Here is a 25,948-nt window from a genome sequence, read left to right as displayed (position 1 = left end):
GGATCACCACTAGCGTGAGCCCCACCAGGCAACCGCGGCGAAGGGACATTTCCATGCGGGTCGGAGTACTGACCGGAGGCGGCGACTGCCCCGGGCTCAACGCCGTCATCCGGGGCATCGTCCGCAAGGGCGTGCAGGAGTACGGCTATGACTTCGTCGGCTTCCGGGACGGCTGGCGCGGCCCCCTCGAAGGCGACACCGTCCGCCTCGACATCCCCGCCGTACGCGGCATCCTGCCCCGCGGCGGCACCATCCTCGGCTCCTCGCGGACCAATCCGCTGAAGCAGGAGAACGGCATCCGCCGGATCAAGGACAACCTCGCCAAGCTGGAGGTCGAGGCGCTCATCGCGATCGGCGGCGAGGACACCCTCGGCGTCGCCGCCCGCCTCACCGACGAGTACGGCGTGCCCGTCGTCGGCGTACCGAAGACCATCGACAACGACCTGTCCGCCACCGACTACACCTTCGGCTTCGACACCGCGGTCGGTATCGCCACCGAGGCCATCGACCGGCTGCACACCACCGCCGAGTCCCACATGCGGGTCCTGGTCTGCGAGGTGATGGGCCGGCACGCCGGCTGGATCGCCATCCACTCCGGCCTCGCCGGCGGCGCCAACGTCATCCTCATCCCCGAGCAGCGCTTCGACGTCGACCAGGTGTGCGCCTGGGTCACCTCCCGCTTCAAGGCGTCGTACGCCCCGATCGTGGTCGTCGCCGAGGGCGCCATGCCGAAGGACGGCGAGATGGTCCTCAAGGACGGGTCGCTGGACTCCTTCGGGCACGTCCGGCTGTCCGGGGTCGGCGAGTGGCTGGCCAAGGAGATCGAGAGGCGCACCGGCAAGGAGGCCCGGACCACCGTCCTCGGGCACATCCAGCGCGGCGGCACGCCCAGCGCCTTCGACCGCTGGCTGGCCACCCGCTTCGGCCTGCACGCCATCGACGCCGTCCGGGACGGCGACTTCGGCAAGATGGTCGCGCTGCGCGGGACCGACATCGTGCGGGTGCCGATCGCGGAGGCCACGGCCCGGCTGAAGACCGTCGACCCGAAGCTGTACGAAGAGGTCGGCGTGTTCTTCGGCTGAGTCCGAGTCCGGGCGGGCTCCCGACCCGACAGGGCCGGACCCGCCCGGAACGGCTTACTGGGCTACCGGGCCGGCCGCCGCTCGGAGAGCGTGCCGGTGTCGCGCAGCTGACCGATCAGCTCCCGCACCACGGCCGCGCCGTTCAGGGAGAGGACCGACTCGGGGTGGAACTGCACCCCCGCGACCGCGTTTCTTGGCGCGTCTCCGGCACGACCCGGCCCCCGTAGGGCGTGCACCTCGCCGTTCGCCGCCCGGCTCACCTGCACGCCGTGCGCGGCCAGCTCCCGCGCCTCGTCCTCGTCGCAGCGGGCCACGAAGCTGTTGTAGAAACCGACGGTCTCCGGGCGCCCGAACAGGTCCACGGTCGTCTGCGCCCCCTGGTACGGCACCTCCTTCCGGACGATCTCCAGGCCCAGCTCGGCCGCGATCAGCTCGTGCCCCAGGCAGACGCCCAGTACCCCGTGCCGGTGTTCCCGGATCATGGCCGCCGTCAGCTTCCGCAGGAACCGCATCTTCGGATCGTCCAGGTCGGACGGGTCGCCGGGCCCCGGGCCCAGCACCACCGGCCCCTCGTGTGCGAGCACCGCCGCCCGCAGCCCCGGCTCGTCGTAGCGCCGGACGGTCACGTCGAGCCCGGCCGCCCGCAGCACGTGCGCGAGCATCGCCGTGAACGTGTCCTCGCCGTCCACCACCAGCGCGTGCCCGGCCAGCTCTCCGGTCCGCTCCTGCATCCGCAGCCAGAACGGCGCCAGCGCGGCCCGGCGCCCGTCCAGCGCGGCCCGCACCCGGGGGTCGTCGGCCAGCCGGGGCCGCGCCCCCTCCGCGCGCGGCCGTGCCGGTCCTACCCCGAGGGCCGCGAGGACCCCCGCCGCCTTCGCGTGCGTCTCCGCGACCTCGCCCGCCGGGTCCGAACCGCGCACCAGGGTGGCGCCGACCGGGACCCGCAGCCGCCCGTCCGCGTCGATGTCCGCGGTGCGGATCAGGATGGGCGAGTCCAGGGTCTGGGCGCCGCCGGAGTCCCGGCCGAGCAGGGCCAGCGCACCGGCGTAGTAGCCGCGCCCGACCCCGTCCCGCCCGAGGGGCTCGTAGCGCTCGATCACCCGGCAGGCGTTCTGCACCGGCGAGCCCGTGACGGTCGCCGCGAACATGGTCTCCTTCAGGACCTCCCGCACGTCCAGCGAGGACCGGCCGCGCAGCTCGTACTCCGTGTGCGCGAGGTGGGCCATCTCCTTGAGCCGGGGCCCGACCACCACGCCCCCCATGTCGCCCACCGTGCACATCATCTTGAGCTCCTCGTCGACGACCATCGACAGCTCCTCGATCTCCTTGCCGTCGGCGAGGAAGCCGAGCAGATGCTCCGGGGTGGGCCCCTCGGCCGGATAGCGGTACGTCCCGCTGATCGGGTTCATGACCACCGTGCCGCCGGACATCCGGACGTGTACCTCCGGACTGGCGCCGACCAGCGTCCGGTCCCCGGTGTGCACCACGAACGTCCAGTACGCGCCCCGCTCGCCCTCCAGGAGCCGCCGGAACAGCGCGAGCGCGTCGGCCCGGCCGAAGCCCGGGATCCGGCCCTGGTACGTCCGCCGGATCACGAAGTTCGCGCCCTCGCCCCGGCCGATCTCCTCGCGCAGCACGCGGCCGACGATCTCCGCGTACGCCTCGTCGTCGACGTCGAAGCCCCCGTCCTCGACCCGCACCGCGTGCGCGGGCAGCTGTGCCAGGGCGTCCGCAAGGGGCAGGGTGTGGGTCTCCTCGGGGGTGAGGACCAGCAGGGGCGTGCCGTCGTCGCGGACGTCGAAGCCGCGCTCGCGGATCTGCCGGAACGGGACCAGGGCGAGCCCCTCCTCGGGCAGGGCGGCCAGCCGGTCACAGGCGGTGACCGGGCCGAGCAGCACCTCCACCGTGCTCTCGTCGTGGCCGGGAGTACGGCGGCGGAGCAGGGCGAACGGGCGCTCTTCGTGGAGCAGCTGGGTCAGGTCCATGGTTCCTCTGCGGTCCTCTACGGGTGGGAGAGGAACGACCCCGGAAACGCCGAAGGCCGCCCCTCGGGCGGCCTTCGCGAAGTCTTGCGTACGCGCAGTCAGTGGGCCGCCGAAGAAGCGGTCCACCACCAGTTCTGGTTCGAAAGCGCGAACATGCGCATACCGTACCGCACCCTGCCCTCCGTCCACAGGACAATCACCCCGTCTCACCAGTCGAGCCAGGGAAAAAACAGTCGACACGACCCCGTAATGTTTACGGGGTGACAGTGAACGCTAAGACCGGCCCGAGCGCCGGCAACACCTGGCGAGACCTGCCCGCGGCGCAGCAGCCCGAGTACCCCGACCCCGAGGCTCTGCGCGCAGCCGTCGCGGAGCTGGAGTCGTATCCGCCGCTCGTCTTCGCGGGCGAGTGCGACCAGCTGCGCGCCCGGATGGCGGCCGTCGCCAAGGGAGAGGCGTTCCTCCTCCAGGGCGGCGACTGTGCCGAGGCCTTCGACGCGGTGTCGGCCGACCAGATCCGCAACAAGCTCAAGACCCTCCTCCAGATGGGTGCCGTACTGACGTACGCCGCGTCGGTGCCCGTGGTGAAGGTGGGGCGGATCGCCGGCCAGTACAGCAAGCCGCGCTCCAAGGGCACCGAGACCCGCGACGGCGTGACCCTGCCGACGTACCGCGGCGACTCGGTCAACGGCTTCGACTTCGATGAGAAGGCCCGCATCCCGGACCCCGAGCGGCTGAAGCGGATGTACAACGCCTCCGCCTCCACGCTGAACCTGGTGCGTGCCTTCACCACCGGCGGTTACGCGGACCTGCGCCAGGTGCACGCCTGGAACCAGGACTTCGTGAAGTCCTCCCCGTCCGGCCAGCGCTACGAGCAGCTCGCCCGCGAGATCGACAACGCGCTGAACTTCATGCGGGCCTGCGGCGCGGAGCCCGAGGAGTTCAAGACGGTCGAGTTCTTCTCCTCGCACGAGGCGCTGCTGCTGGACTACGAGTCCGCCCTGACCAGGGTCGACTCCCGCACCGGCAAGCTGTACGACGTCTCGGCGCACATGGTCTGGATCGGTGAGCGCACCCGGCAGCTGGACGGGGCGCACATCGAGTTCGCCTCGAAGATCCGCAACCCGATCGGTCTCAAGCTCGGCCCGACGACGACGGCCGAGGAGGCGCTGAGGTACATCGACCGCCTCGACCCGGACCGCGAGCCGGGCCGGCTGACCTTCGTCGTCCGGATGGGCGCGGACAAGGTCCGCGACAAGCTCCCCGAGCTGGTCGAGAAGGTCACCGCCTCGGGCGCCACCGTCGCCTGGGTGACCGACCCGATGCACGGCAACACCTTCGAGGCGGCCTCGGGTCACAAGACCCGCCGCTTCGACGACGTGCTCGACGAGGTCAAGGGCTTCTTCGAGGTCCACAAGACCCTCGGCACCCACCCGGGCGGCATCCATGTCGAGCTCACCGGTGACGATGTCACCGAGTGCGTGGGCGGCGGCGACGAGATCTTCGTCGACGACCTGCACCAGCGCTACGAGACGGCCTGCGACCCGCGCCTGAACCGCAGCCAGTCCCTCGACCTGGCATTCCTGGTCGCGGAGATGTACCGGGACCAGTGACGGGTTCGGCTGTTACGTCCGAGTGAAGTGGGGCGTGGATCACATACGATCCGCGCCCCCTCTACTTTTGCGGCACGCGCGTGATGGGTAAGGTTAGGTTTGCCTCACCGATTAATCGGGACGGCACCACTGATCGATCCCGGCGGGAGGTGAATCCGCGTGTACGTCTGCAGCTGTTTCGGGGTGACCGAAGCGCAGGTCAAGCAGCACGCGGAGGACGGTGCCTGCACCCCCCGCCAGATAGCGTCCGCCTGCAAGGCGGGCACGGACTGCGGTTCGTGTGTCCGCCGGATCCAGGCGATCCTCGGCCGGGGCGCCTGCCCCCGCCGTGAGCTGGCCGACCAGGGCCGCCCGGTGCTCGCCGAGGTCGACGCGCCGGACGGGTTCGACAGGCTGGACGAGGCGGCCTAGAGCCGGCTGTCGCGGCTCAGCTGCTCTCGGGCTGCTCGATGATCTGCGAGATGTAGAGCGCCTCGCCGAGCTTCTCCACCAGGTCCAGCTGGGTGTCGAGGTAGTCGATGTGGTGCTCCTCGTCCTCCAGGATGCTCTCGAAGATGTTCGCGGACGTGATGTCGCCCTTCTCGCGCATCACCTTGATCCCGCGCTTGAGGCGGTCGATGGCCTCCACCTCGACCTGCTTGTCCGCCTCGAACATCTCCTTGACGGTCTGCCCCACCCGCACGTGGAAGAGTCGCTGGTAGTTGGGCAGCCCCTCCAGGAACAGAATCCGGTCGGTGAGCACCTCGGCGTGCTTCATCTCGTCGAACGACTCGTGCCGGGTGTACTTGGCGAGCTTGTACCAGCCGAAGTTCTCCTGCATCTTCGCGTGCAGGAAGTACTGGTTGATCGCGGTGAGCTCACCGGTGAGCTGCTCGTTGAGGAATTCGATGACCTCGGGGTCGCCCTGCATCGCAGAGGCTCCTTCCGCATGGACTGGGGTGTTTGCGGCGCATGATTGCACCGGCATAGAAGATCGTCCAGTAAGTGCGTACTTAGTAAGTAAGTGCATGCTTGGTGCCAGTTGACCGATTTGCTGATCTTTGAGGTGTCTGCCTGGTCAGGTGCACCGCTCGCGGTCTGTCAGGATGGAAGGCATGGGTCATCCGGTGGAGCGCGCGTCGAGAGAAGCCGCGGAGTCCGGGCTTCCACCGGGGCAGCGACTGCAGCGCGGCTGGCCGGTCACCCACTACGGCCCCGTGCCCAAGTTCCGCCCCGAGCGCTGGGAGTTCAGGGTCTTCGGCGCCACCGCCGACGCGGGCCCGTTCACCTGGAACCACGAGCAGTTCACGGCCCTGCCCTACGCCACCGTGGTCGCCGATCTGCACTGCGTGACGAAGTTCAGCATGCTGGGTGCCGAGTGGGGCGGGATCCCGGCGTGGACCCTCCTGGAGCTCGCGCCGCCCGCCCCCGATGTCACCCATGTGATGGTGTGGGCGGAGTACGGCTTCAGCTCCAACCTGCGCCTCACGGACTTCGCCACCGACCGTACGATCTTCGCCACCCACAAGGACGGCGAACTCCTCACCGCCGAGCACGGCTTCCCGGTGCGCCTGGTTGTCCCCCAGCTGTACGCCTGGAAGGGCCCCAAGTGGGTCCGCGGCATCGAGTACATGACCGCCGACCGCCGCGGCTTCTGGGAGGAGCGCGGCTACCACAACCTCGGCGACCCCTGGAAGGAGCAGCGCTACTCCTACCAGGAGGGACCGGGGGACGGTCCGGAACTCTGAGCTCTCAGTTCTGAGCTCTCAGTGGTGGTACTGGTGCACCACCGCGTGGCCCTTGCCCCGGCCGATCGTCCACTTGTTGACCGGGGTCGTCACCACGAACGCGATCGCCAGCGAGACGGCCAGTGAGATCCAGAACAGCGCGTCGCCCAGCTGGGCGTCCATCGCGGCCGGCCAGACCAGGATCGTGCCGTTGTCGATCAGCTCCATCACGGCGATCGAGAGGGTGTCCGCCGCCAGTGCCACCCGCAGCGCGGTGCGCAGGTCGACGCCCGCCTTCAGTACCCCGCGCATGGTGAGCGAGTAGCCGAAGAAGAACGCCAGCACGATCGCCAGCAGTGTGGTGGGCAGGTTCCCCCACCCGAAGGCCGTGCCTACGACCATGCCGAGCACCTCGCCGATGGCACAGCCGGTGAGGCAGTGCAGGGTCGCCTGGACGGCCATGGCCCAGGAGGCGCCGGCGGGGCCGTGTGCGCCCTGCGTCCCGTGTGCTTCGTGGTGCGCGTGGGGCGGTTCCGTCCGTGCGTGTTGTTCGTGGTGCTCGTGCAGGGCGTGATCGTGGTCCATGGCTGATCCCCGGTGTCAGGTGCGATCCCTCTTGAGGCACCAACATATATACCCCCCTGGGGTATTCCGTGAAGGGTTCGGGCTCGTTCCGGTAACGGACGGCACATTCCGTGCCCAGAGCGCTACGCTGAGATCCTTGCCTGGCGGGAGACGCGCCGGGCAAAGACGGATCCAAGGGGCCCTTGGGGGTTCCGCTTGTGGTCCGGTTCGGGGGCGAGCGGTCGGGGGACGACGGTGGGGCTGTTCGGAGAGCGGCATACCTTCATGGGCGGGCTCGGTCCGGGGGACCGGGAAGCACTGGCGGGACTCGGCACCCGGCGCGAGTACCCGCCGTACGACACGGTCGTCGCGGAAGGCGACCGGACCACGTTCGCGGTGGTCCTGCTCAACGGCTGGTGCACGGTGTGGACGCCCACCGAACGCGGCGGCCGGCTGATCCTGGCCCTGAGGCGGACCGGTGAGGTCGTCGGCGACATGGCGGCGCTCGACGGCCGCCCGCGCAGCGCCTCGGTGAGCACCCTGGGTCCGGTCACCGGCCTGGTCATACCCGGCGAGCGGTTCCGGCGGTTCCTGGCCGCCCGGCCGCACGCCAACGCGCTGATGACGGTCCAGCTCACCGAGCGGCTGCGCAGCGCGGACCACGAGCGCCGGGCCCTGGCCTCCATGACCGTGCTCCAGCGGCTCGCCGAGCGGCTGGTCGAACTCGCCGACCGCACCGGCCTGCGGGAGAACGAGGCCGTGACCATACGGCTGCCCCTCGCCCAGCACGAGCTGGCCGCCTCCGTGGGCTCCACCCGCGAGGCGGTCGCCAAGGCCCTGCGCCTGTTACGCGAACAAGGCCTGGTCCGCACCGGCCCCGGCACGCTGGCCGTCGCCGACCTGGACCCGCTCCGCCTGCTCGCCGCCGGACAACCACACGGCACGGAGACCTGACAAGCATCGAGTCCCGCGCTGTGTAAACGGCTACAGCGGCGACCGGCCGGCTCCGCGAGCATCGCACCGGAGGCGCCGGTGGCCCGGCGGGACGGCAGGGAGGAGAAAACGATGGAGGGGGAAGCCGCGTACGGCTTCATCGTCAACGTGGACGCACAGGGCTCGGGCCTGCTGTCCGACACCGAGAAACCCGAGATGCGGCGCAGACTCTACGACGTCACGGGTACCGCCTTCGAACAGGCCGGCATCCGCCCGCCGCGGCTCTACCAGGAAGACCGCGGCGACGGCATCCTCGGCGTACTGGCGCCCGACGTGCCGCCCGTCCGGGTCCTCGGGGAATGGGTGGAGCACCTCCACCAGAACCTCCGGGAGAGCAACCGGCACCTCAGGAAACCGCTGCGGCTCCGCGTCGGCCTGCACATCGGCCGGGTCACGGCCGACGCGCACGGCCGTTCCGGACGCGCCGTCGACCTCGCCTGCCGGCTGGCCGACTGCGGTGTCGCGAAGGCGATCCTCAAGGCCGCGGACGGCGCGCCCATGGTGGTGGCCGCCTCCGACCGGGTGCACGAGGACTTCATCCTGCCCGGCGGACGCTGGGTGGACCCCCAGCACTACCGCCGGCACGACGTGGAGCTCAAGGAGGGCCGCACCACCGCCTGGTTCATGGTCCCCGGCCGGTCCCGGCCGCCCGAGCCGCAGGAGCCCCCCGAGGAACACGAGCCCCTTGAGGCGCAGGAGCAGGAGCGGGACACGGCGGACGGGCCGTCGGGGGAGAAGCCCCCACGCTCGCAGGCCCCCAAGGACACCGAGGCCTCCAGGAGCACCGAGGCCTCCGAGGGCACCAAGGGCCGCTTCGTCCAGAACATCCACCAGCACGGCGGCGGTGACGTCTTCGCCGCCGAACGGATCGAGACCATCAACACCGACCGTCGCGGCGGTGACCGGTGAACGCGCAGAACCCCCCGCCGCCCCAGGGCGGCCCGAAACCCCAGCCGCAGCCGCAGCAGCCGCAGCAGAAGGCCGAGCCGGACAAGGCGCCCGGCGCCGAGTCCGGCGGCGCACCCGAGCCGGAGAAGGCCGACGTCATCGGCGGCTCCGCCGCCAACCCGCTGGGCGAGGAGGCCCTGCCCGGCGCCGCGGCCGCCGCCTCCCGGATCTTCCGCTCCACCGTGAACCAGCACGGATCCGGCACCCTCATCAGCTCCGAATCCGTCGGCACCATGAACTTCTACGGCCGGCAGGCCGCGGAACGCCTGCTGGCCGGCCCGCTCCCGGAGGACGAACTGCGCAGGCTGCGCCGGGTCTTCCAGGAACCGGCGGACTACGGCGACTACCGCGAGCAACTGTGCGGCGGCCGCCTCCTGGTGTTGTACGGCCAGCCCGGCACCGGCCGCGCCTACACCGCCCTGTCCCTGCTCGACGACCTCACCCGTGGCCAGGTCTCCCGGCTCGACCCGCGCACCGACCTGGACCGGCTGGACGACGACCAGATCCACGACGGCCACGGCTACGCCCTGGAACCCAGCGCCACCGGACTGCCGGACGAGACCGGTCTCGACCGGCTCTGCGAACTGCTCGGCAGGAAGGAGGCGTACGCCGTCCTGCTGGCCACCCCCGAACCCGGTGACGTCCTCTCCCGCGGCGGCCGCTACTACCGTGTCCACACCCCGGCCGCCCAGACCGCCGTACTCGAAGGCCATCTCGCCCTCGAACTGGAGGAATCGGGACCCGAGTTGTACGAGCGGGCCCGGTCGACCGCCCTGGACCCCGACGTCCTGGAGGCGCGCGGACTCGACGAGTTACGGCCGGCGGAGGCCGCGCACTTCGCGAGGCTCCTCGCCCGGCACACCAGGGACGAGCTGACCCACGACGCACTCCTCGCCGAGTGCCGGAAGTTCGCCGAGAGCCAGGCCGCCGAATGGTTCGCCGGCGGGATCCGCTCCGAGACTCCCGAGCGGCTGCGGGACGCGGCCTACCGGATCGCCGTCGCCGTCCTGGAGGGCGCCTCGCTCAGCGCCGTCGCCGAGGCCGCCGAGGTGCTCGCCTGGGAACTGGCCGTCACCGTCGACCCGGAGGCCACCCCCGGCCGGCCGCTGTTCAGCGACGGCGTCGACGCCCGGCTGGTCTCCGCCCGCGCGGTCGCCGAACTCGGCACCGAGGAGGTCGGCACCGAGGAAGTACCGGTCCGCACCGTCAGGTTCGGCGGCGAGGCCCTAGCCCCGGCCGTCCTCGGCCACCTGTGGCAGCACCGGCACAACGCGCGCGGACCCGTGCTGCGCTGGCTTGCCGGACTCTGCGAGGACACCCGGCCCCAGGTCTGGGTACGGGCCGCCGTGGCGGCCGGTCAGCTGTGCCGCCTCGACCTCTCGCACACGGTGCACGAACTGGTCCAGCCCATGGCCCAGTCCGAGCGGGCCCGCCGGAGGCTCTTCGCGGCGACCGTGCTCGACGTCGCCGTGCGCTCCAGGGAGGTCGGCACCGCCGTCCGCGCCCTGACCGGCTCCTGGGCCCGGTACGGCGACGAGCAGCTGCGCTGGACCGCCGGGGCCGTGCTCGGCCGGGGCCGGGCCACGCACACCGTCCGCGAGTCGCTCGACCTGATCGGCGGGATCGGCGTCTGGGACGAGGGCAGACTGCGGGCCGACGCGGCCGTCCAGGTCGCCCACTTCGCCGGAGCCCACCCCGACCCCCAGACCCTGCGCCGGATCCGCGCCTGGCTCTCCGACGAACGCCGCACCCAACAGGACCTGGGCCTGCAGAGCACGGTCTATCTCGCCGCCATCCCCGTCGTCGACCTCTGGAACCAGCACGAGGACCTGGAGGGTTACGGCGACTGGCCGCTGATGCTGGCCCTGGCCGCCGTCCGGCCCGCCCTCGCCGCGGAACTCGCCGGGCTCCTGTGGACCGCGCTGCAGACCCCACGGTCGTACGAGGCGGCGATCGAGACCCTCTCCGACTGGCTGCGCGACTCGGCCGACCAGCCCTGGGCCGACCGGCTGGAGCGGTTCCTGCCGCTCCTCGTGCACACCCACGACGACCGCAACCGGCTGCTCGGCCTGATCAAGGAACTGACCGAAGAACCCGACCAACCACTGAACGATCAGCAGGTCCGCCGCCTGTGGGGCGCGGTCCAGGGAGCGAGTACACCATGACGCACAACCAGTGGGGGCAGCCGTGGCCGCCCCAGGACGAGGAGTTCGTCCTTCCGCACGACCTCAGAGGCCCCTTCGTCCGCGAGTTCGCCCCACAGACCACCTACCGGCACCGCAACAGCCAGGTCGCCTCGGTGCTCTACTACAAGAACGGCGGACACAGCATCATCACCGTCCGCGGTGCCGAGCACTTCAACAAGCCGCTGATCGGCAAGCCCACCTCGGTGTGCTGGATCGCCCGCGGCCAGCACCAGGTCTCCTTCCAGCTGGAGCTGCCCACCTTCGGCGACCGCTCCCGGTTCCGGGCGGGCGCGGACGTCAACTGGGAGGTGCACGACTTCTACCAGGCCGCCGACAAGCGCGTGGTCGACGTCGAGCGCATGCTGCGGCCCTCGCTGGAGGCCCGGCTGCGCGGACTCAGCCGCCGCTACAGCCTGGACTCGGCCCAGCAGGTCGACGAGGCGATCCAGGACGAGCTGGCCAGCGGCCGGTGGAGCGACTTCGGCGCCGATCTCGGCCTCGCCACCCAGGTGTTCGTCCGTATCGACCTGGGCCAGGCGGCCGCCGACTACCAGGCGCAGATGGTCGCGGTGGAGAAGGGCGGCGTGGTCCAGGAGGCCATGGACAACGTCAACAAGGCGCGGATCGCCGCCAACATGGACGACGCGCAGAAGCTGATCACGGCCGGCGAGAGCGTCCAGTACGCCCATATGCTCGCCTCGGACCCGAGCCGGGCACACGAGATCCTCGGCGTGCTCCAGCAGCAGGCCCGCGAACAGCGCCAGGGCGCCCTGGACTATCTGACCACCCTGATCAACCAGGGAGTGGTGCAGCGCCACCAGATCGACGACCAGGTCCAGGCCCTCATCGACTTCAGCCGCACGGTCTCCACCGGGGTCTTCCCGAACGGCCTGCCGCAGGCCCCGACCTCGCTGCCGATCCCGCCGATGCCGCCCGCGCCGCCGCTGCTCCCGGCCGACGCGCCTCCGCCGGTCCCGCCCGCGCCGCCGGTACCCCCGCTGGACACCATCCCCGGAGAGGGCACGGGGGTGGAGGACGACTCCAGCCCCGAGGCACGCCGATGACCCCAGCCGACCCCGACCCCGACGCCGCCGCGCACTATGTCGCCGAACGGCTGCTGCTGACCGTGCGCGAGGACCTGGGCAGGGCGGACGTGAAGGCGTCCGTCCTGCTGTCCGGGGCCGTGGCGGCACCCGCCCTGGTCCTCGGGCGCGGGCTGCCGTCCGGCGTCTCCGGGCCCGCCGTGGTGTTCCTCGCGGTGGGCGCGGCACTGTGGGCGGGGGGCACCCTGCTGCTGCTCGCGGTGATCGTGCCCCGGACCCGTACGTTCCGCTCGGCACCGGGCCCGACCTTCTACGCCGACGCGCTCACCGCCACCGACCGGGAGGCGCTGCGCCGCGCCGCCGCCGAGGCCGGCGCGGACCGGGTGGGCTGGCTGCTCACCCAGTTCCAGGACGTCAGCGCCATCCTCTCGGCGAAGTACCGCTGGCTGCGCCGGTCGATGGCGCTGCTCGGGGCGGGGCTGCTGCTGGCGGCGGTGCCGCTGGCGGTCGGCTGACCCAGGCGCGGTCAGCCGTCGCGCAGCCGCTTGAGGCGCTCGACGTCCGCCGCGTGCCCCTCCTTGCCGCCGGGCGTCTCGATGACCAGGGGTACGCCCGCGGTCGCCGGGTGGGTCATCAGCGCACGGAAGGGATCCTCGCCGATGTGCCCGGCGCCGATGTTCTCGTGCCGGTCCTTGTGCGCGCCGACGACGTCCTTGGAGTCGTTGGCGTGGATCAGCTTCAGCCGCCCCTCGCCGACGGTGTCCACCAGCAGGTCCAGCGTCTGGTGCATTCCGTTCGGCCCGGTCAGGTCGTGCCCGGCGGCGAAGATATGACAGGTGTCCAGACAGACGCCGAGCTTCGGATGGGCGTCCAGCGCCTCGAAGTACGGGCCGAAGTCCCAGGTCCGCGAGCAGAGCGAGGCGCCCTGCCCGGCGGTGGACTCCAGGAGCAGGAACGGGTCGTCGTCATGGGTCAGCTCGTCCAGCAGCGGCAGCAGATGCATCCGTACCTGCTTCAGCGCCACCTCCCGGTGCCGGCCGCCGGTCGCGCTCCCGGTGTGCACGACCACCCCGAGCGCCCCGATCTCCCGCCCGCGCCGCAGCGAGTGCCGCAGTGACTCCACCGACCTCTCCACGGTCGCCTCGGTGTGCGAGCCGAAGTTGATCAGGTAGGGGGCGTGCACGTACGCCGGGACCGACCCCTCCGCACAGGCCGCGCGGAACGCCTCGTCCTGCTGGGGACTGCCCGCCGGGGTGGCCCAGCCGCGCGGGTTGGCGACGAAGACCTGTACGGTCTCGGCCTTCAGCTCACGGGCGTACGACAGCCCCACGGAGTGCAGACCGCCGGCCACCGGGACATGACCGCCGACGGGGTTGCGCGAGGGACCGGACCGCGGGGTGCCGGAGGGACGGGACGGGTGGCTCTTCACCCGTCAAGGGTGTCACGCCGCGGGCCGGCCCCGGTCACCGGATGGTGATCGTGATCGTCGACCCCTTGGGCGCCTGCTCCCCGGCGTCCACCGACTGCTTCTTCACGGTGTTGCCGAACAGGCCGAGCAGCCCGCGGTCCTCCTTGACCTGGAAGCCGGACTGCTCCAGGAGCTTGGTCGCGTCGTCGACCGTGGCCCCGACCACGCTCGGCACCTCGACCATCTCCGGGCCCTTGGACAGCGTCAGTGTCACCGTGTCGCCCTCGGCGGCCTGCGCGTCGCCCGCCGGGGTCTGCCGGGCGACCTGCCCCTGGTCGTACTCGGAGGTGACCTCGGTGGCCGACACGGTCACCTTCAGCCCCGCCTCTTGAAGCTCCTGCCGGGCGTCGTCCAGGTCGTCACCGGTGACATCCGGGACGTCCACCGGCGAACCCTTGCTGACGACGAGCGCGATCGCCGTCCCCGCGTGCCGCTTGCTCCCGGCGCCCGGATCGGTGGAGATGACCGACCCCTTGGGCACGCTGTCGCTGAACTCCCGTGTCACCATGCCCGGTTCGAGCCCGGCTGCCTTCAGCAGCGCCCTGGCCCTCGCCTGCGTCCGCCCCTGCACGTCCGGCACGTTCACCGTCTCAGGGCCGTCCGAGATGGTGAGCGTCACCGAGTCGTTGCTGCGGATGCGCTGGCCGGCCGCCGGGTCGGTGCTGATCACCGTGCCCCGCTTGACCGTGTCGCTGTAGGCGTGCTCGACCTTCTTGATGTCGAGCCCGGCCTCCTTGAGTCGCGCGGTGGCCTGTGCCTCGGTCTTCGACAGCAGCGGCGGGACCTTGGTGAACTGCCCGGAGTTGATGTACCAGATCCCGGTGCCGGCGCCGAAGAGGACCAGGACGGCGACGACGAGCGTGACCAGTCCGCGCCGGGACCGGCGGGCCCCGTGCCGCCGTTCCGGCACCGGCGGCGCCTCGAACCGGCTGGTCATCAGGACCCGGTCGTCCTGTTCGTTGACGGGCAGCGGCCGGGATGGGGGTCCCCCCGCGCGAGCGAAGCCGAGCGTGGGGGAGGTCAGCGACCGCGGGATGACGCTCGTCCGGTCCTCGGCTATGTCATGTGCCTCGGCGAGCGCCTGCGGCGGTACGGCGTCCAGCTGCTCGTCCCGGAGAGTGGCCCGCGCCTGCCGCACCAGGGCCAGCAGCGCGACGGCGTCGTAGGGCCGGGCCTCGGGATTGCGGGCGGTGCCGTGGGCGACCAGCTCGTCCAGCTCGTGGGCCAGCCCGGGCACGACGGCGGACGGCGGCGGCACGTCCTCGTGGAGATGCTTGTAGAGGATCACCGCGGGCGAGTCCGAGTCGTGCGGCTTCTCCCCGGTGAGCATCTCGTAGAGCACGACACCGCACGCGTACACGTCGACGCGGGGATCGGCGGCCCCGCTCTCGACCTGCTCGGGCGCGAGGTACGCCACGGTCCCCAGGACGGCGCCGGTCGTGTTGGTGACGCTGCCCACGGATCGCACGAGCCCGAAGTCGGCGACCTTGACCCGCCCGTCGTCCCCTATCAACACGTTCTCGGGCTTCATGTCCCGGTGCACGAACCCGGCGCGGTGCGCGGCGCCCAGTGCGGCCAGCACGGGCTCCAGGATGTCCAGTGCGGCCCGCGGCTGCAGCGCGCCGCGCTCGCGCAGCACGTCACGGAGGGTGCAGCCGGCGACGTACTCCATCGCGAGATACACGTACGGTCCGTCGGTCCCCTGGTCGAAGACCTGGACGACGTTGGGGTGTGCCAGCCGGGCGACCGACTTGGCCTCCCGGATGAATCTCTCGACGAAGGCCCCGTCGGCGGCGAGTGCCGGATGCATCACTTTCAGCGCGAGCACCCGGTCCAGCCGGACGTCCAGGGCCCGGTAGACCGTGGCCATCCCGCCGACGGCGATCCGCGCGTCGACGCGATAACGGCCGTCGAGCACCTGCCCGACGAGGGGGTCCTGAAGCGTCGTATCCACCCCGAGAGTGTACGAGCCCCGGCTGAAACCCCCACAGGTGAGACAGATTTCCCCGCCGACTTGCAGCGCATCTGTGACGCAACGCGCCCCTCCGTGCGCCCCGGACGACCGGGCCGGCGGTCAGAAGGCGGGGCGCTCGGGGTCCAGGGCGGCCAGGCCCTCAGCGGGGGACGACGGCTCGGCGAAGTGCCGGAAGGGGATCCGGCCGGCCAGTCGGGCCAGCCGTCCCGCCTCCACCCCGGCCCGCATGGCGGACGCCATCCGCTCGGGATCCTGCGCTCGCGTCACGGCGGACGCCAGCATCACCCCCGCGCACCCCAGCTCCATCGCCAGCGCCGCATCGGACGCCGTACCGGCCCCCGCGTCCAGAATCACCGGCACGCGCGCGTGCTCGACGATCAGCCGGAAGTTGTGCGGGTTGCGGATCCCGAGCCCGGATCCGATGGGCGACCCGAGCGGCATCACCGCCGCGCACCCCACGTCCTCCAGCTTCCGGGCCAGCACAGGATCGTCGTTGGTGTACGGCAGCACCGTGAACCCGTCGTCGACCAGCGTCTCCGCCGCGTCAAGGAGCTCGATCGGGTCGGGGAGCAAGGTCCGCTCGTCGGCGATGACCTCCAGCTTGACCAGTGAGGTGCCCAGCGCCTCCCGGGCCAGCCGGGCCGTCAGCACGGCCTCCCCGGCGGTGAAGCACCCCGCCGTGTTCGGCAGCACCCGGATCCCCAGCCGTTCGAGGACCGACAGGACGGAGCCCCGTACCCCCGGATCCACCCGGCGCATCGCGACCGTCGTCAGCTCGGTCCCGGACGCGACCAGCGCCCGCTCCAGCACCTCGAGGCTGGGCGCACCCCCGGTCCCCATGATCAACCGGGACGAGAAGGCCGTACCCCCGAGTACCAACGCATCGTCGGCCATGGCTCAGCCTCCCTGTACGGCGGTCAGGACTTCCACACGGTCCCCCTCGGCGAGCGCCGTACCGGGCCACTCCCCGCGCGGTACGACGGTCTCGTTGACCGCCGCGGCCACCCCGGACGGCGCGGCCGTGAGGGACTTCACCAGCGTGTCGAGAGCGGTGCCCGGGGTGATCTCCCGGCGCTCCCCGTTGACGGAGATGTTCATGCGGTCTGCTCCAGGAGTGCGCCGGGGACGGGGCCGAAACGCTTCGGCGTGAACGGACGGGCCTCTTCCGGCAGCTCACCGCCGGTCAGCAGCTCCGCCATCACGTCTCCCGTGACCGGCGTGAGCAGCACCCCGTTGCGGTGGTGGCCGGTGGCCAGCAGCAGCCCGTCCAGGCGGGTCGGCCCGAGCAGTGGCGCGTTGTCGGGGGAGCCGGGGCGCAGCCCGGCCCGGGTCTCGGTCAGCGGCAGCTCGGTGATGCCGGGCACCAGCTCGTGCGCGTCACGCAGCAGCTCGTACACGCCTCCCGCCGTGACCGTGGTGTCCCAGCCCAGCTCCTCGCTCGTGGCCCCGACGACCAGCTCGCCGTTCTCCCGGGGCACCAGGTAGAGATGGCCGCCGCGCACCACGGCCCGTACGGTCCGGCTGAGGAACGGCGCGTACCGCGCGGGCACGGTCAGCCGCAGCACCTGTCCCTTCACCGGCCGCACCGGCGGCAGCACGTCGTCGGGCACGCCCGCGAGCCGTCCGCTCAGGCTTCCGCCGGCGAGCACCACCTGGCCGGCGCCCAACGCCGCACCCGCGCGCGTGACGACACCGGCGGCCCGCTCCCGTACCACCTCCAGGCGCTCGGCCCAGTCGCGGTGAAAGACCACCCCGGCCCGCTCGCACGCGGCCACCAGGGCGGCCGCCAGCCGGCGCGGGTCGATCTGGTGGTCGCCGTCGACCCGCAGGCCGCCCCGCACGCCCGGCGCGAGCATCGGCTCCAGGCGCCGGCAGTCCCGCCCGGACAGCCACTCGGAGTCCAGCCCCGACTGCCGCTGGAGGACGTGCAGCTCGCGCAGGTGCGCGCGGTCGTCGGCGTCCAGGGCGACGGCGAGCGTGCCGCAGCGCCGGTAGCCGAGGTCGTGGCCGGTCAGCTCGGTGAGCTCGGCGGCGAAGTCGGGATAGCGGCGGGCGGAGGCCAGGTTGAGCCCCAGCAGGGTCTGCTCGCCGTAGTGCAGTTCGGTGACCGCGGCCAGCATCCCCGCCGCGACCTGCGCGGCCCCGCCGCCGGGCTCGGGGTCGATCACGGCGGTGGCGAGCCCGCGCTGCGCGGACCGCCAGGCCGTGACCAGGCCGATGATTCCGCCCCCGATGACGAGGACGTCGGACGTATGTGCGGACATGGGCGTCCAGCCCCTCCCTTCGCCGGCATGACCCGGATCAGGTTCGTACGGTCGGAGGCCGCCAGCCTCCCTCTCAGCCCGGTGCGTCCGGGCTCCCGCGTGTGCTCACCGGCCACCCTAGACCGCGGGGCTCCGCCCTTGTAAGACGGCCTGCGCCGGCGGTGTGGAACAGGTCACCCAGCACGCCCCCTGACTGACTCTTTGTCAGTTGTCTATCGTTCTTGTCTATGGTGATCAGGTGAGCGAGCAGACGCAGCTACGGAGCACGTCACAGTCGCGACGCGTGGTCGTCGTGGGCGCGGGCATGGCCGGCGTGCAGACCGCGGTGGCCCTGCGTGAGCAGGGGTTCACCGGGACCGTCACCCTGATCGGCGCGGAGCCGCATCAGCCGTACGACCGGCCGCCGCTCTCCAAGGCGGTGCTGCTCGGCAAGGCGGAGGGCTCCGCCTTCGAGGTCGACTTCGAGGCGCTCGGCATCGAGCTGGCGCTGGGCCGCGACGCCCTCGGCGTGCGCCCCGCCGACCGTGAGCTGGACACCGAGGCCGGACCGGTGCCCTACGACGTCCTGGTGCTCGCCACCGGTGCCGAGCCGATCTCGCTGCCCGGCACCGAGGGCGTCCCCGGCGTCCATCTGCTGCGCACCCTGGACGACGCCGAGCGGCTGCGGCCCGTGCTCGCCCGGCAGCACGACATCGTGGTGGTCGGCGCGGGCTGGATCGGCGCCGAGTTCACCACCGCGGCCCGCGAGGCAGGCTGCGCGGTCACGGTCGTGGAGGCCGCCGACCGCCCGCTCGCGGGAGCGCTCCCGGCCGAGGTGGCCGCGCCGATGACCGCCTGGTACACCGACAGCGGCGCCGAACTGCGCACGCACGCGCGCGTGGCGCGTGTCGAACCCGGCGCGGTGCTGCTCGACGACGGCTCACGGGTGCCCGCGGGCGCGGTCGTGGTCGGCATCGGCGCCCGCCCCGCCACCGCCTGGCTGGCCGGCTCCGGCATCGACCTGGGCGCGCACGGGGACGTGCTCGCCGACGACCGGCTGCGCACCGGCGTCCCGGACGTCTACGCGGTCGGCGACTGCGCCTCCTTCCCGTCCGGCCGCTACGGCGAGCGCCTCCTGGTCCACCACTGGGACAACGCCCTCCAGGGCCCGCGTACGGTGGCCGCCAACATCCTCGGCGAGTCCGACGCGGTCTACGACCCGGTGCCGTACTTCTGGTCGGAGCAGTTCGGCCGCTTCGTGCAGTACGCCGGCCACCACGCCGTCGCCGACCGCATGATCTGGCGCGGTGACCCGACGGGCCCGGCCTGGAGCGTCTGCTGGCTCCGCGAGGACCGTCTGGTCGCTCTGCTGGCGGTAGGCCGCCCACGAGACCTGGCGCAGGGCCGCAGGCTGATCGAAGGGGGCCGCCAGATGGACCCGCAGGCCCTGTCCGACCCCGCCCGCCCCTTGAAGAACGCGACTGCGGCGCCCCTCTAGGGGCGCGGGACTGTGACGTGTGCGGCTCCGCCGTGTGGGCGTGATCAACCCCCACGGCGCCGCACCCGAACGGCGACGCTCCCGGCACCACCCATCGCGGCCCACCCGGCGGAACGCCTACCCTTGTTTCCGTGACCGAGATTGACGCAAAGACCGATGCTCTCGTCCCCGCCTGGCTCACCGTCCCCGACATCGCAGAGATGCTGGACGTCGAGGTGACGCGCGTGCGGCAGCTGGTCAAGGAGGGCCAGCTCATCGCCGTGCGCCGTGGTGAGAACCGCGCGCTGCACGTCCCCGCCGCCTTCATCGACGGGGACAAGGTCGTCAAGGGCCTGTCCGGAACCTTGACGCTCCTGCGGGACGACGGCTTCACGGACGAAGAGATGCTGGAGTGGCTGTTCACGCCCGACGCCAGCCTGCCCGGCACCCCCGCGCAGGCCCTGAGCGAGAATCGCGGTACGGAGGTGAAGCGCCGCGCCCAGGCGCTCGCCGTCTGAGGCAGCCAGTACCGACACAACGGGGGACACACCGATGACCGACACCGCCCGCGCCCAGCTGGCCGACGCCCGTCTGTACCTCTGCACGGACGCCCGCAAGGAGCGGGGCGACCTCGCCGGGTTCCTGGACGCGGTCCTGGCGGGCGGTGTCGACATCGTGCAGCTGCGCGACAAGGGCATGGAGGCCGGCGAGGAGCTGGAGCACCTCGCCGTGTTCGCCGACGCCTGCGCCCGGCACGGCAAGCTGCTCGCGGTCAACGACCGCGCCGACGTGGCCCACGCGGCCGGTGCCGACGTGCTCCACCTCGGCCAGGGCGACCTGCCGGTCCCGGCCGCCCGCGCGATCCTCGGCCCGGACGTCCTGATCGGCCGCTCCACGCACACCGACGCCGAGGCCGCCGCGGCCGCCGTCCAGGACGGTGTGGACTACTTCTGCACCGGCCCCTGCTGGCCCACCCCCACCAAGCCCGGCCGCCCCGCCCCCGGCCTCGACCTGGTGCGGTACACCGCCGCCCTGGGCACGGACCGCCCCTGGTTCGCCATCGGCGGTGTCGACCTGGGCAACCTCGACCAGGTGCTGGACGCGGGCGCCCGCCGGGTGGTCGTGGTCCGCGCGCTCACCGAGGCCGACGACCCGGGCGCCGCGGCGGCCGAGTTCGCGAAGCGACTGCGGTCGGCATAGCTCTTCGGCCGTGACCGCTCCGGCCGGCGCGGCTCTTCGACAGGACCGTCCGGAAACTTGTCCAGTATCCGGACGCGTGGCCGACAATCCCGGCAAATCTCCCGAGTGCGGTTGGGTGTCCGTCCGCCCCTGGCTAACCTGCGAGTATGGCCCTCGGAACCGCATCCACCAGGACTGACCGCGCACGCACCGTGCGTGACATGCTCGCCTCCGGCAAGACCACGTACTCGTTCGAGTTCTCGGCGCCGAAAACCCCCAAGGGCGAGCGGAACCTGTGGACCGCGCTCCGGCGGGTCGAGGCGGTCGCCCCCGACTTCGTCTCCGTGACCTACGGCGCCGGCGGCTCCACCCGCGCGGGCACGGTCAAGGAGACCCAGCAGATCGTCGCCGACACCACGCTCACCCCGGTCGCCCACCTCACCGCGGTCGACCACTCCATGGCCGAACTGCGCAACATCATCGGCCAGTACGCGGACGCCGGGATCCGCAACATGCTCGCGGTGCGCGGCGACCCGCCCGGCGACCCGATGGGGGAGTGGGTGGCGCATCCGCGGGGCCTGACCTACGCGGCCGAACTGGTCCGGCTCATCAAGGAGTCGGGTGACTTCTGCGTGGGCGTGGCCGCCTTTCCGGAGATGCACCCGCGCTCCAGCGACTGGGACACCGACGTCCGGCACTTCGTCGACAAGTGCCGCGCGGGCGCCGACTACGCCATCACGCAGATGTTCTTCCAGCCCGAGTCCTACCTTCGCCTTCGCGACCGGGTCGACGCGGCCGGCTGCGAGACCCCGGTGATTCCGGAAATCCTGCCCGTCACCAGTGTGAAGATGCTGGAACGGCTGCCCAAACTCAGCAACGCGTCCTTCCCGGACGCCCTGAAAGAGCGGATCCTCACAGCCAAAGACGATCCGGCGGCGGTACGCTCCATCGGTATCGAGTTCGCCACGGAGTTCTGCGCACGGCTGCTGGCCGAGGGCGTCCCCGGACTGCACTTCATCACGCTCAACAGCTCCACGGCGACGCTGGAAATCCACGAGAACCTGGGCCTGCACCATCCCCCGCGGGCCTAGACCGGCCGCACCGGAGTACGACACACTGCGTAGCGGTCACTGGGAGAGGGGCGTACATGGGCTGGACGGTCCTCTACGTAGCGTTCGGCATCGTCGCGCTGTGGTTGCTGGGCGAGGTACTGCTGCAGTACAAGGCGCGGCTGCGCTGGCGGCTGCTCGCCTTCGTCGGCTTCCTCGGGGTCGTGTTCGGTGTCCTGATTCCGTCGGTGATCGTCATCGGGGTGGGCGCGATCGCGTTCGCGGTCGGCCAGACCTACGTCACGCTGTCGTTCCGCCGTGGCTTCGAGGCCGGCTGGGCCGTCAAGCGCCCCGGCGCGGACGGTGAGGGCGGTGCGGGCGGCCTGACCAAGCGCCGCCGCGGCGAGCCGGACGAGGACGCGGGCCTGGAGGCCGCCGACCCGGACGCGGCCGACGCCGCCTACGCCGACCAGCAGGCGGCCTACGCCACGGGCGGCATCCCGCGCTACGGCCGCGACGACGAGTACGAGCGCGACGACGTCTTCTCCCCGGCCCACGCTGCCGAGCCGACCGCCGCCGAGTCCACGACGGTGTACGAGCCGGAGCCCATGCCCGACGACACCGGCTCCTACGGCATATACAACGGGTCCGGCTACGCCACCACCGGCGACCCCGCCTACGCGACCGCCGGCCAGGACCAGGCGTACGCCGCCCAGGGCACCGACCAGAACTACGCCTACGACTACTCCGGCTACGGCCAGCAGCAGTACGGCTACGACGCCAACGGCCAGCAGCAGTACGCCAACTACTCCGACCCGTACGTCGGCAACCAGACCTACGGCGGCACCGGGTACGACCAGTCCTACGGCACCCAGCAGTACGACCAGCAGGGCTACGCCCAGGACCAGTACGGCAACGCCGGTTACGGCGAGACCCCGGCGGGCGGTGTCTGGGTCCCGCAGCAGCGCGCCGACGAGACCTACGGCGGCGAAGTCCCGCAGGAGCAGCCGTACCCCTACCAGGGCGACGGGCAGGGCCAGCAGCAAGGCCAGCACGGCACCGGGTACGACGAGCAGTACCGTTTCTGAAGCCGCCGTTCCCGAGGCGCCGGGGCGCGCATCACCGGGAGCCGCGGAACTCCGGTCCCTCCACGATCAGCCCGGCCACCAGCGCCCCCGACATGCCGGCGTGCGGCAGCCCACCGCCGGGATGTGACCAGCCGCCGACCCGGAACAGGCCCGGCAGCCGGGTGGCGTTGGCCGGGTGCAGGAAACGGCCCTTGCCGGCGGCGAGGGCGGGAGCTGAGATCTCCCCGAACCCCCCGGTCCCCGTGACCTGTTCCGGCAGCCGCGTCTCGTGCCAGATCAGGCGCTCCCGCAGCCCCGGGACGGCGGCCCCGGCGGCTTCCAGGAGGAAGTCCGTACACACCCGGGCCGTGCTGTCGCTCTCCCAGCCGGCATCGGTCGACAGCACCGCCGACAGCACCACGGACTCGTGGTCGTCGTCCGGTCTGAGTGCCGGGTCGTCGGGGCGCAGCACCGTCACGGTGGGGCGCACCGGACGGTCGCCGCCGGGCGCGGCCAGCAGGTCCAGCTCGGTCTCGCCGTCCGGGGCGTGCACGATCGTGCGGTGCGCGGCACCGGCCTCGGGCCCGCCACGCAGGGCGAGCAGGACGGTGAAGCGGCCCGGGCGCGCCGTATTCGTGTCGGCCCGCACATCGTCGTCGGCGTCCAGGCGGCACCCCGTCAGCCGCGCGAGGGCGTCGAGCCGCACCGGATCCACTCCGGCCACCACATGGTCCGCGTCGATCACACTACCCTCGGCAAGCTCCACCCCCGCCGCCCGGCCGTCCTTCACCAGCACCGCGGTGACCTCGGCGCCGAACACGAAGTCGACTCTCCGCCGCACACACCGCTCGTACACCGCCCGCGCCAACTCCCGTATGCCGCCGCGCACATACCAGGTGCCGAAGGCGTGCTCCAGGTACGGCAGCACGGCCGCGCTCGCCGGAGTGTCACGGGGGTTGAGGCCGTGGGCGAGCGCGTGGCTGTTCAGGAGGGCGGCGAGGCGCTCGTCGCGCAGCTCCCAGGCGCCGATCTCGGCGAGGGTGCCGGCCCGGCGGGTGCGCAGCAGCTTCTTGTGCGGCACGGACGGGTACGGCTCGCGCTCGGCCAGCACCTGCCAGTTCGGCCACAGCGGCTCCTCCAGGAGCGGGCGCCGGGTGCGGTCCCAGGTCTCCCGGGCCCGCACCAGGAAGTCGCCCCAGCGCTGTCCGGCGCCCGCCCCGAGGGCCTCGTCGAGAGCGGTGACGACACCCGCGCGGGACGCGTTCGGCAGCGCGACCTCGGTGCCGTCCGCGAAGACGTGCCGGGCCGACGGGTCGACCTGGACCAGCTCGACCAGGTCCTCCAGCGGCTCCTTGCCGGTCTTGACGAACAGGTCGCGGTAGACGGCGGGCAGCGGCAGCAGGCCCGGGCCGGTGTCGAAGGCGAACCCGTCGCGCTCGAACCGACGCACCCCGCCGCCGTACGTCTCCGTACGCTCGTACACCGTCACCCGGTGGCCCGCGACGGCCAGCCGGGCGGCCGCCGCCATGGCGCCCATCCCGGCGCCGATCACCGCAATCCGTCCCATGCCCGCGACTTTATCGAGCGCCACCGACAGTCCGGCTCGGTGGCCCGTCAGTCCGGTGGCCTGCCCACCTGGGCGGCTACCCGGCGTTCCTCCCGGCGCTGGGCGCGGCGGCGCCAGAAGCGGCGGATCCGGGAGACCAGGAACACCAGCACGATCAGACCGGTGGCCAGCAGCACGGCCGCGATGATCGCCGCCGCCAGCGGGTGGAACATCGCGAACGACACGATCGCGCCGACGCCGAGATCCTCGGCGAAGCTCAGCACGATGTTGCTGAACGGCTCCGGCGAGGCGTTGACCGCCATCCGGGTCCCGGCCTTGACCGTGTGGCTGGCCAGCGCCGTCGAACCCCCGATCAGTCCGGCCGCCACGTCCGACAGGGAGCCGCTGTGCCCGGCGAGCAGCGCCCCGACCCAGGCGCCCGCCACCGGGCGGACCACCGTGTGCACCGAGTCCCACACCGAGTCGACGTACGGGATCTTGTCGGCGACCGCCTCGCACAGGAACAGCACGCCCGCGATGATCAGCACCTCGGGGCGTTGCAGGGTCTCGGGGACGTCGTCGCTCAGGCCCGTCGCGCCGAAGAAGCCGAGCAGCAGCACCACCGCGTACGCGTTGATTCCGCTGGCCCAGCCGCTGGTGAAGACCAAGGGGAGTACCGACACGGAGGCGATCGTAACCAGTCGGCGACCGTGCGTCCTGGGCCTGAGCACACAGAGGTGAGTACGCGTACCTAGGGAGTGAGTTGAGTACACGCGCGGATGGGCCGCGACCTGCGTGAACGAGAGAGTGGAGACACGGAAAGGGGCGCCCGGTCCGGTACCGCCGACACGGGGCGGCGGAACAGCGCCGGCGCCCTTGCCCGCTCCTTCCGCCGATCCGTCGGCGGAAGCGAGACACGGGGGAGAGGGGACCCGGGGGAACGACGGGAAACCGGGGGAAGCACGGGGGTGCAGGGAAGGCGCCGGTCCGACGGTGGCCCGCGGGGGACGCGGCCACCGCGGGCCGGCGCTTTCGTGTGCCCACGCGCGCGTGCGGTGTTTTCGTCTGTCCATGCGCGCGTACGGCGCTTTCGTCTGTCCACGCGCGCGTGCGGCTTTCTCGCGGCCACGCGCGCGTGCCGGTCCTGGCAGGGCTCAGCCCTTTCCACTCACCCGTCCCTGCAACAGCCGGGACAGGGCCGAGTGGACGTCGTCCAGGGAGCGCTCCGGCTGGAAGGACTTCCAGTCCAGCGCGGCCACCAGCACCATGCCGACCAGCGCGGCCGCCGTCAGCTGGATGTCGATCTCGTCGCTGAACTCGCCGTTCTCGACGCCCTCGCGCAGTACGCCCTCGACGACCGCGACCGCCTGCTGCCGGACCACCATCAGCGTCGACTGCCAGGCCCGGTTGGTGCGCCACAGCTCGGCCACGTAGAGCTGGGTGAAGGCCGGGTAGCGGTCGATGAAGACCAGGCCCGCGCGGATCATGGCGTCCAGGGCGTCGACCTGGCTGCCGCCCTCCCGCGCGGTCCGCTCGGCGGCCTCCTTCAAGGAGGCGGTGAGGAGGCCCACGCCGTGCCGCAGCAGCTCCTCGAAGAGGACCGACTTGCTCGCGAAGTTGTAGTAGACCGTGCCCTTCGCGACCCCGGCACGCTCGGCGATCTCGTCCACGGTGGTGGCGGAGAAGCCCTGCTCGGCGATGAGGGTGACGGCCGCCTCGTAGAGCTTCTGCCGGGTGGCTTCACGGCGCGTGCTGCCGCCCGTGGTGCTGCTGCTTTCCATGGTCCTGATTCTCACAGGAACGGCGGCCCCCGCGGGCACCGGA

At 71.9% G+C, this 25,948-nt stretch carries 26 protein-coding genes and 1 riboswitch; of the genes, 14 read left to right on the top strand and 12 right to left on the bottom strand.

Features of this window, described 5'->3' with window-relative positions:
• The first annotated feature begins 53 nt into the window (after positions 1–53).
• The gene (locus AB0D59_RS21725; protein WP_362567608.1) at positions 54–1,082 is read left to right on the top strand and encodes a 6-phosphofructokinase; all 1,029 of its coding nucleotides are present in this window, start codon (positions 54–56) and stop codon (positions 1,080–1,082) included.
• Positions 1,083–1,144: 62 nt separating this feature from the next.
• Here AB0D59_RS21725 and AB0D59_RS21720 read toward each other — a convergent pair whose 3' ends face one another.
• On the bottom strand, positions 1,145–3,067 hold the full coding sequence (locus AB0D59_RS21720; RefSeq protein WP_362567605.1) for an anthranilate synthase family protein: 1,923 nt from the start codon (positions 3,065–3,067) through the stop codon (positions 1,145–1,147).
• A 98-nt stretch (positions 3,068–3,165) separates the two neighbouring features.
• A complete protein-coding gene (locus AB0D59_RS21715) occupies positions 3,166–3,222 on the bottom strand; it encodes a trp operon leader peptide (protein WP_351876482.1) in 57 nt (18 codons plus the stop codon).
• 105 nt (positions 3,223–3,327) lie between these two features.
• On the opposite strand from AB0D59_RS21715, the gene AB0D59_RS21710 reads away from it, so the two are divergent.
• Both AB0D59_RS21710 and AB0D59_RS21705 read left to right on the top strand, forming a co-directional pair.
• The gene (locus AB0D59_RS21710) at positions 3,328–4,680 is read left to right on the top strand and encodes a class II 3-deoxy-7-phosphoheptulonate synthase (protein WP_362567602.1); all 1,353 of its coding nucleotides are present in this window, start codon (positions 3,328–3,330) and stop codon (positions 4,678–4,680) included.
• 159 nt (positions 4,681–4,839) lie between these two features.
• Positions 4,840–5,091 carry a (2Fe-2S)-binding protein gene (locus AB0D59_RS21705; RefSeq protein ID WP_362567599.1) on the top strand — a complete coding sequence of 84 codons (252 nt, stop codon included), beginning with the start codon at positions 4,840–4,842 and terminating at the stop codon, positions 5,089–5,091.
• 16 nt (positions 5,092–5,107) lie between these two features.
• Here AB0D59_RS21705 and bfr read toward each other — a convergent pair whose 3' ends face one another.
• On the bottom strand, positions 5,108–5,590 hold the full coding sequence (bfr, locus tag AB0D59_RS21700) for a bacterioferritin (RefSeq protein ID WP_362567597.1): 483 nt from the start codon (positions 5,588–5,590) through the stop codon (positions 5,108–5,110).
• A 184-nt stretch (positions 5,591–5,774) separates the two neighbouring features.
• Between bfr and AB0D59_RS21695 the strand changes: the two genes are divergently transcribed.
• Positions 5,775–6,407, top strand: coding sequence for a sulfite oxidase-like oxidoreductase (locus AB0D59_RS21695; RefSeq protein ID WP_362567594.1), 633 nt, complete (start codon positions 5,775–5,777; stop codon positions 6,405–6,407).
• 18 nt (positions 6,408–6,425) lie between these two features.
• Here AB0D59_RS21695 and AB0D59_RS21690 read toward each other — a convergent pair whose 3' ends face one another.
• Positions 6,426–6,848, bottom strand: coding sequence for a DUF4396 domain-containing protein (locus AB0D59_RS21690; RefSeq protein WP_362567878.1), 423 nt, complete (start codon positions 6,846–6,848; stop codon positions 6,426–6,428).
• 357 nt (positions 6,849–7,205) lie between these two features.
• Between AB0D59_RS21690 and AB0D59_RS21685 the strand changes: the two genes are divergently transcribed.
• The 5 genes from AB0D59_RS21685 to AB0D59_RS21665 all read left to right on the top strand — a co-directional run bounded on the left by AB0D59_RS21685 (position 7,206) and on the right by AB0D59_RS21665 (position 12,635).
• Entirely contained in the window at positions 7,206–7,904 is a 699-nt protein-coding gene (locus tag AB0D59_RS21685) for a Crp/Fnr family transcriptional regulator (RefSeq protein WP_362567591.1), read from the top strand.
• Positions 7,905–8,015: 111 nt separating this feature from the next.
• On the top strand, positions 8,016–8,852 hold the full coding sequence (locus AB0D59_RS21680) for a hypothetical protein (protein ID WP_362567588.1): 837 nt from the start codon (positions 8,016–8,018) through the stop codon (positions 8,850–8,852).
• The gene (locus AB0D59_RS21675) at positions 8,849–11,056 is read left to right on the top strand and encodes a hypothetical protein (protein WP_362567586.1); all 2,208 of its coding nucleotides are present in this window, start codon (positions 8,849–8,851) and stop codon (positions 11,054–11,056) included. The genes AB0D59_RS21680 and AB0D59_RS21675 overlap by 4 nt, the downstream gene beginning before the upstream one ends.
• Positions 11,053–12,141, top strand: coding sequence for a hypothetical protein (locus tag AB0D59_RS21670; RefSeq protein WP_362567583.1), 1,089 nt, complete (start codon positions 11,053–11,055; stop codon positions 12,139–12,141). The genes AB0D59_RS21675 and AB0D59_RS21670 overlap by 4 nt, the downstream gene beginning before the upstream one ends.
• A complete protein-coding gene (locus AB0D59_RS21665) occupies positions 12,138–12,635 on the top strand; it encodes a Pycsar system effector family protein (RefSeq protein WP_362567580.1) in 498 nt (165 codons plus the stop codon). The genes AB0D59_RS21670 and AB0D59_RS21665 overlap by 4 nt, the downstream gene beginning before the upstream one ends.
• A gap of 11 nt (positions 12,636–12,646) precedes the next feature.
• On the opposite strand, the gene AB0D59_RS21660 is transcribed toward AB0D59_RS21665, so the two are convergent.
• The 5 genes from AB0D59_RS21660 to thiO form a co-directional block, all read right to left on the bottom strand.
• Positions 12,647–13,549, bottom strand: a complete 903-nt coding sequence (locus AB0D59_RS21660) for a deoxyribonuclease IV (protein ID WP_362567577.1) — start codon at positions 13,547–13,549, stop codon at positions 12,647–12,649.
• A gap of 34 nt (positions 13,550–13,583) precedes the next feature.
• The gene (pknB, locus tag AB0D59_RS21655; RefSeq protein WP_362567574.1) at positions 13,584–15,542 is read right to left on the bottom strand and encodes a Stk1 family PASTA domain-containing Ser/Thr kinase; all 1,959 of its coding nucleotides are present in this window, start codon (positions 15,540–15,542) and stop codon (positions 13,584–13,586) included.
• 120 nt (positions 15,543–15,662) lie between these two features.
• Complete coding sequence (locus AB0D59_RS21650) at positions 15,663–16,457, bottom strand: thiazole synthase (RefSeq protein WP_362567571.1); 795 nt, start codon at positions 16,455–16,457, stop codon at positions 15,663–15,665.
• 3 nt (positions 16,458–16,460) lie between these two features.
• Entirely contained in the window at positions 16,461–16,661 is a 201-nt protein-coding gene (gene thiS / locus AB0D59_RS21645; RefSeq protein ID WP_351732427.1) for a sulfur carrier protein ThiS, read from the bottom strand.
• Positions 16,658–17,827, bottom strand: coding sequence for a glycine oxidase ThiO (thiO, locus tag AB0D59_RS21640; protein ID WP_362567568.1), 1,170 nt, complete (start codon positions 17,825–17,827; stop codon positions 16,658–16,660). The genes thiS and thiO overlap by 4 nt, the downstream gene beginning before the upstream one ends.
• Positions 17,825–17,936, bottom strand: a riboswitch (TPP riboswitch). Its footprint overlaps the gene before it by 3 nt.
• A gap of 129 nt (positions 17,937–18,065) precedes the next feature.
• Between thiO and AB0D59_RS21635 the strand changes: the two genes are divergently transcribed.
• The 5 genes from AB0D59_RS21635 to AB0D59_RS21615 all read left to right on the top strand — a co-directional run bounded on the left by AB0D59_RS21635 (position 18,066) and on the right by AB0D59_RS21615 (position 22,599).
• Positions 18,066–19,304, top strand: coding sequence for an FAD-dependent oxidoreductase (locus tag AB0D59_RS21635; protein WP_362567565.1), 1,239 nt, complete (start codon positions 18,066–18,068; stop codon positions 19,302–19,304).
• A gap of 131 nt (positions 19,305–19,435) precedes the next feature.
• A complete protein-coding gene (locus AB0D59_RS21630; protein ID WP_362567562.1) occupies positions 19,436–19,801 on the top strand; it encodes an Rv2175c family DNA-binding protein in 366 nt (121 codons plus the stop codon).
• Between the two features lie 34 nt (positions 19,802–19,835).
• Positions 19,836–20,483, top strand: a complete 648-nt coding sequence (gene thiE, locus AB0D59_RS21625) for a thiamine phosphate synthase (RefSeq protein ID WP_362567559.1) — start codon at positions 19,836–19,838, stop codon at positions 20,481–20,483.
• Between the two features lie 146 nt (positions 20,484–20,629).
• Positions 20,630–21,553: a methylenetetrahydrofolate reductase [NAD(P)H] gene (gene metF, locus AB0D59_RS21620; protein WP_362567556.1), complete on the top strand. Its 924-nt coding sequence runs from the start codon at positions 20,630–20,632 to the stop codon at positions 21,551–21,553.
• A 56-nt stretch (positions 21,554–21,609) separates the two neighbouring features.
• Positions 21,610–22,599 (top strand): hypothetical protein, encoded by a 990-nt coding sequence (locus AB0D59_RS21615; protein WP_362567553.1) that lies wholly within the window; start codon positions 21,610–21,612, stop codon positions 22,597–22,599.
• 31 nt (positions 22,600–22,630) lie between these two features.
• Here the strand turns inward: AB0D59_RS21615 and AB0D59_RS21610 are convergent, their stop codons facing one another.
• The 3 genes from AB0D59_RS21610 to AB0D59_RS21600 all read right to left on the bottom strand — a co-directional run bounded on the left by AB0D59_RS21610 (position 22,631) and on the right by AB0D59_RS21600 (position 25,905).
• Positions 22,631–24,145, bottom strand: coding sequence for an NAD(P)/FAD-dependent oxidoreductase (locus tag AB0D59_RS21610; protein ID WP_362567550.1), 1,515 nt, complete (start codon positions 24,143–24,145; stop codon positions 22,631–22,633).
• 47 nt (positions 24,146–24,192) lie between these two features.
• A complete protein-coding gene (locus AB0D59_RS21605) occupies positions 24,193–24,807 on the bottom strand; it encodes a DUF4126 domain-containing protein (RefSeq protein WP_362567547.1) in 615 nt (204 codons plus the stop codon).
• A 471-nt stretch (positions 24,808–25,278) separates the two neighbouring features.
• Positions 25,279–25,905 (bottom strand): TetR/AcrR family transcriptional regulator, encoded by a 627-nt coding sequence (locus AB0D59_RS21600; protein ID WP_362567544.1) that lies wholly within the window; start codon positions 25,903–25,905, stop codon positions 25,279–25,281.
• Positions 25,906–25,948 lie beyond the last annotated feature (43 nt).

This window comes from Streptomyces sp. NPDC048417, from assembly GCF_040651615.1.
Classification (GTDB): Bacteria; Actinomycetota; Actinomycetes; order Streptomycetales; family Streptomycetaceae; genus Streptomyces.
The sequence above is the reverse complement of the archived record's forward strand: the minus strand, read 5'-3'. Positions and strand labels throughout refer to the sequence as shown.

What these genes read in the sequence shown, in the direction of transcription:
- AB0D59_RS21680 (WP_362567588.1), top strand. Translation starts at nt 8,016, where the DNA reads ATGGAGGGGGAAGCCGCGTACGGCTTCATCGTCAACGTGGACGCACAG.
- thiE (WP_362567559.1), top strand. Translation starts at nt 19,836, where the DNA reads ATGACCGACACCGCCCGCGCCCAGCTGGCCGACGCCCGTCTGTACCTC.
- AB0D59_RS21610 (WP_362567550.1), bottom strand. Translation starts at nt 24,145, where the DNA reads ATGGGACGGATTGCGGTGATCGGCGCCGGGATGGGCGCCATGGCGGCG.
- thiS (WP_351732427.1), bottom strand. Translation starts at nt 16,661, where the DNA reads ATGAACATCTCCGTCAACGGGGAGCGCCGGGAGATCACCCCGGGCACC.
- thiO (WP_362567568.1), bottom strand. Translation starts at nt 17,827, where the DNA reads ATGTCCGCACATACGTCCGACGTCCTCGTCATCGGGGGCGGAATCATC.
- AB0D59_RS21650 (WP_362567571.1), bottom strand. Translation starts at nt 16,457, where the DNA reads ATGGCCGACGATGCGTTGGTACTCGGGGGTACGGCCTTCTCGTCCCGG.
- AB0D59_RS21695 (WP_362567594.1), top strand. Translation starts at nt 5,775, where the DNA reads ATGGGTCATCCGGTGGAGCGCGCGTCGAGAGAAGCCGCGGAGTCCGGG.
- AB0D59_RS21725 (WP_362567608.1), top strand. Translation starts at nt 54, where the DNA reads ATGCGGGTCGGAGTACTGACCGGAGGCGGCGACTGCCCCGGGCTCAAC.
- metF (WP_362567556.1), top strand. Translation starts at nt 20,630, where the DNA reads ATGGCCCTCGGAACCGCATCCACCAGGACTGACCGCGCACGCACCGTG.
- AB0D59_RS21720 (WP_362567605.1), bottom strand. Translation starts at nt 3,067, where the DNA reads ATGGACCTGACCCAGCTGCTCCACGAAGAGCGCCCGTTCGCCCTGCTC.
- AB0D59_RS21670 (WP_362567583.1), top strand. Translation starts at nt 11,053, where the DNA reads ATGACGCACAACCAGTGGGGGCAGCCGTGGCCGCCCCAGGACGAGGAG.
- bfr (WP_362567597.1), bottom strand. Translation starts at nt 5,590, where the DNA reads ATGCAGGGCGACCCCGAGGTCATCGAATTCCTCAACGAGCAGCTCACC.
- AB0D59_RS21690 (WP_362567878.1), bottom strand. Translation starts at nt 6,848, where the DNA reads ATGGCCGTCCAGGCGACCCTGCACTGCCTCACCGGCTGTGCCATCGGC.
- AB0D59_RS21600 (WP_362567544.1), bottom strand. Translation starts at nt 25,905, where the DNA reads ATGGAAAGCAGCAGCACCACGGGCGGCAGCACGCGCCGTGAAGCCACC.
- AB0D59_RS21615 (WP_362567553.1), top strand. Translation starts at nt 21,610, where the DNA reads ATGGGCTGGACGGTCCTCTACGTAGCGTTCGGCATCGTCGCGCTGTGG.
- AB0D59_RS21665 (WP_362567580.1), top strand. Translation starts at nt 12,138, where the DNA reads ATGACCCCAGCCGACCCCGACCCCGACGCCGCCGCGCACTATGTCGCC.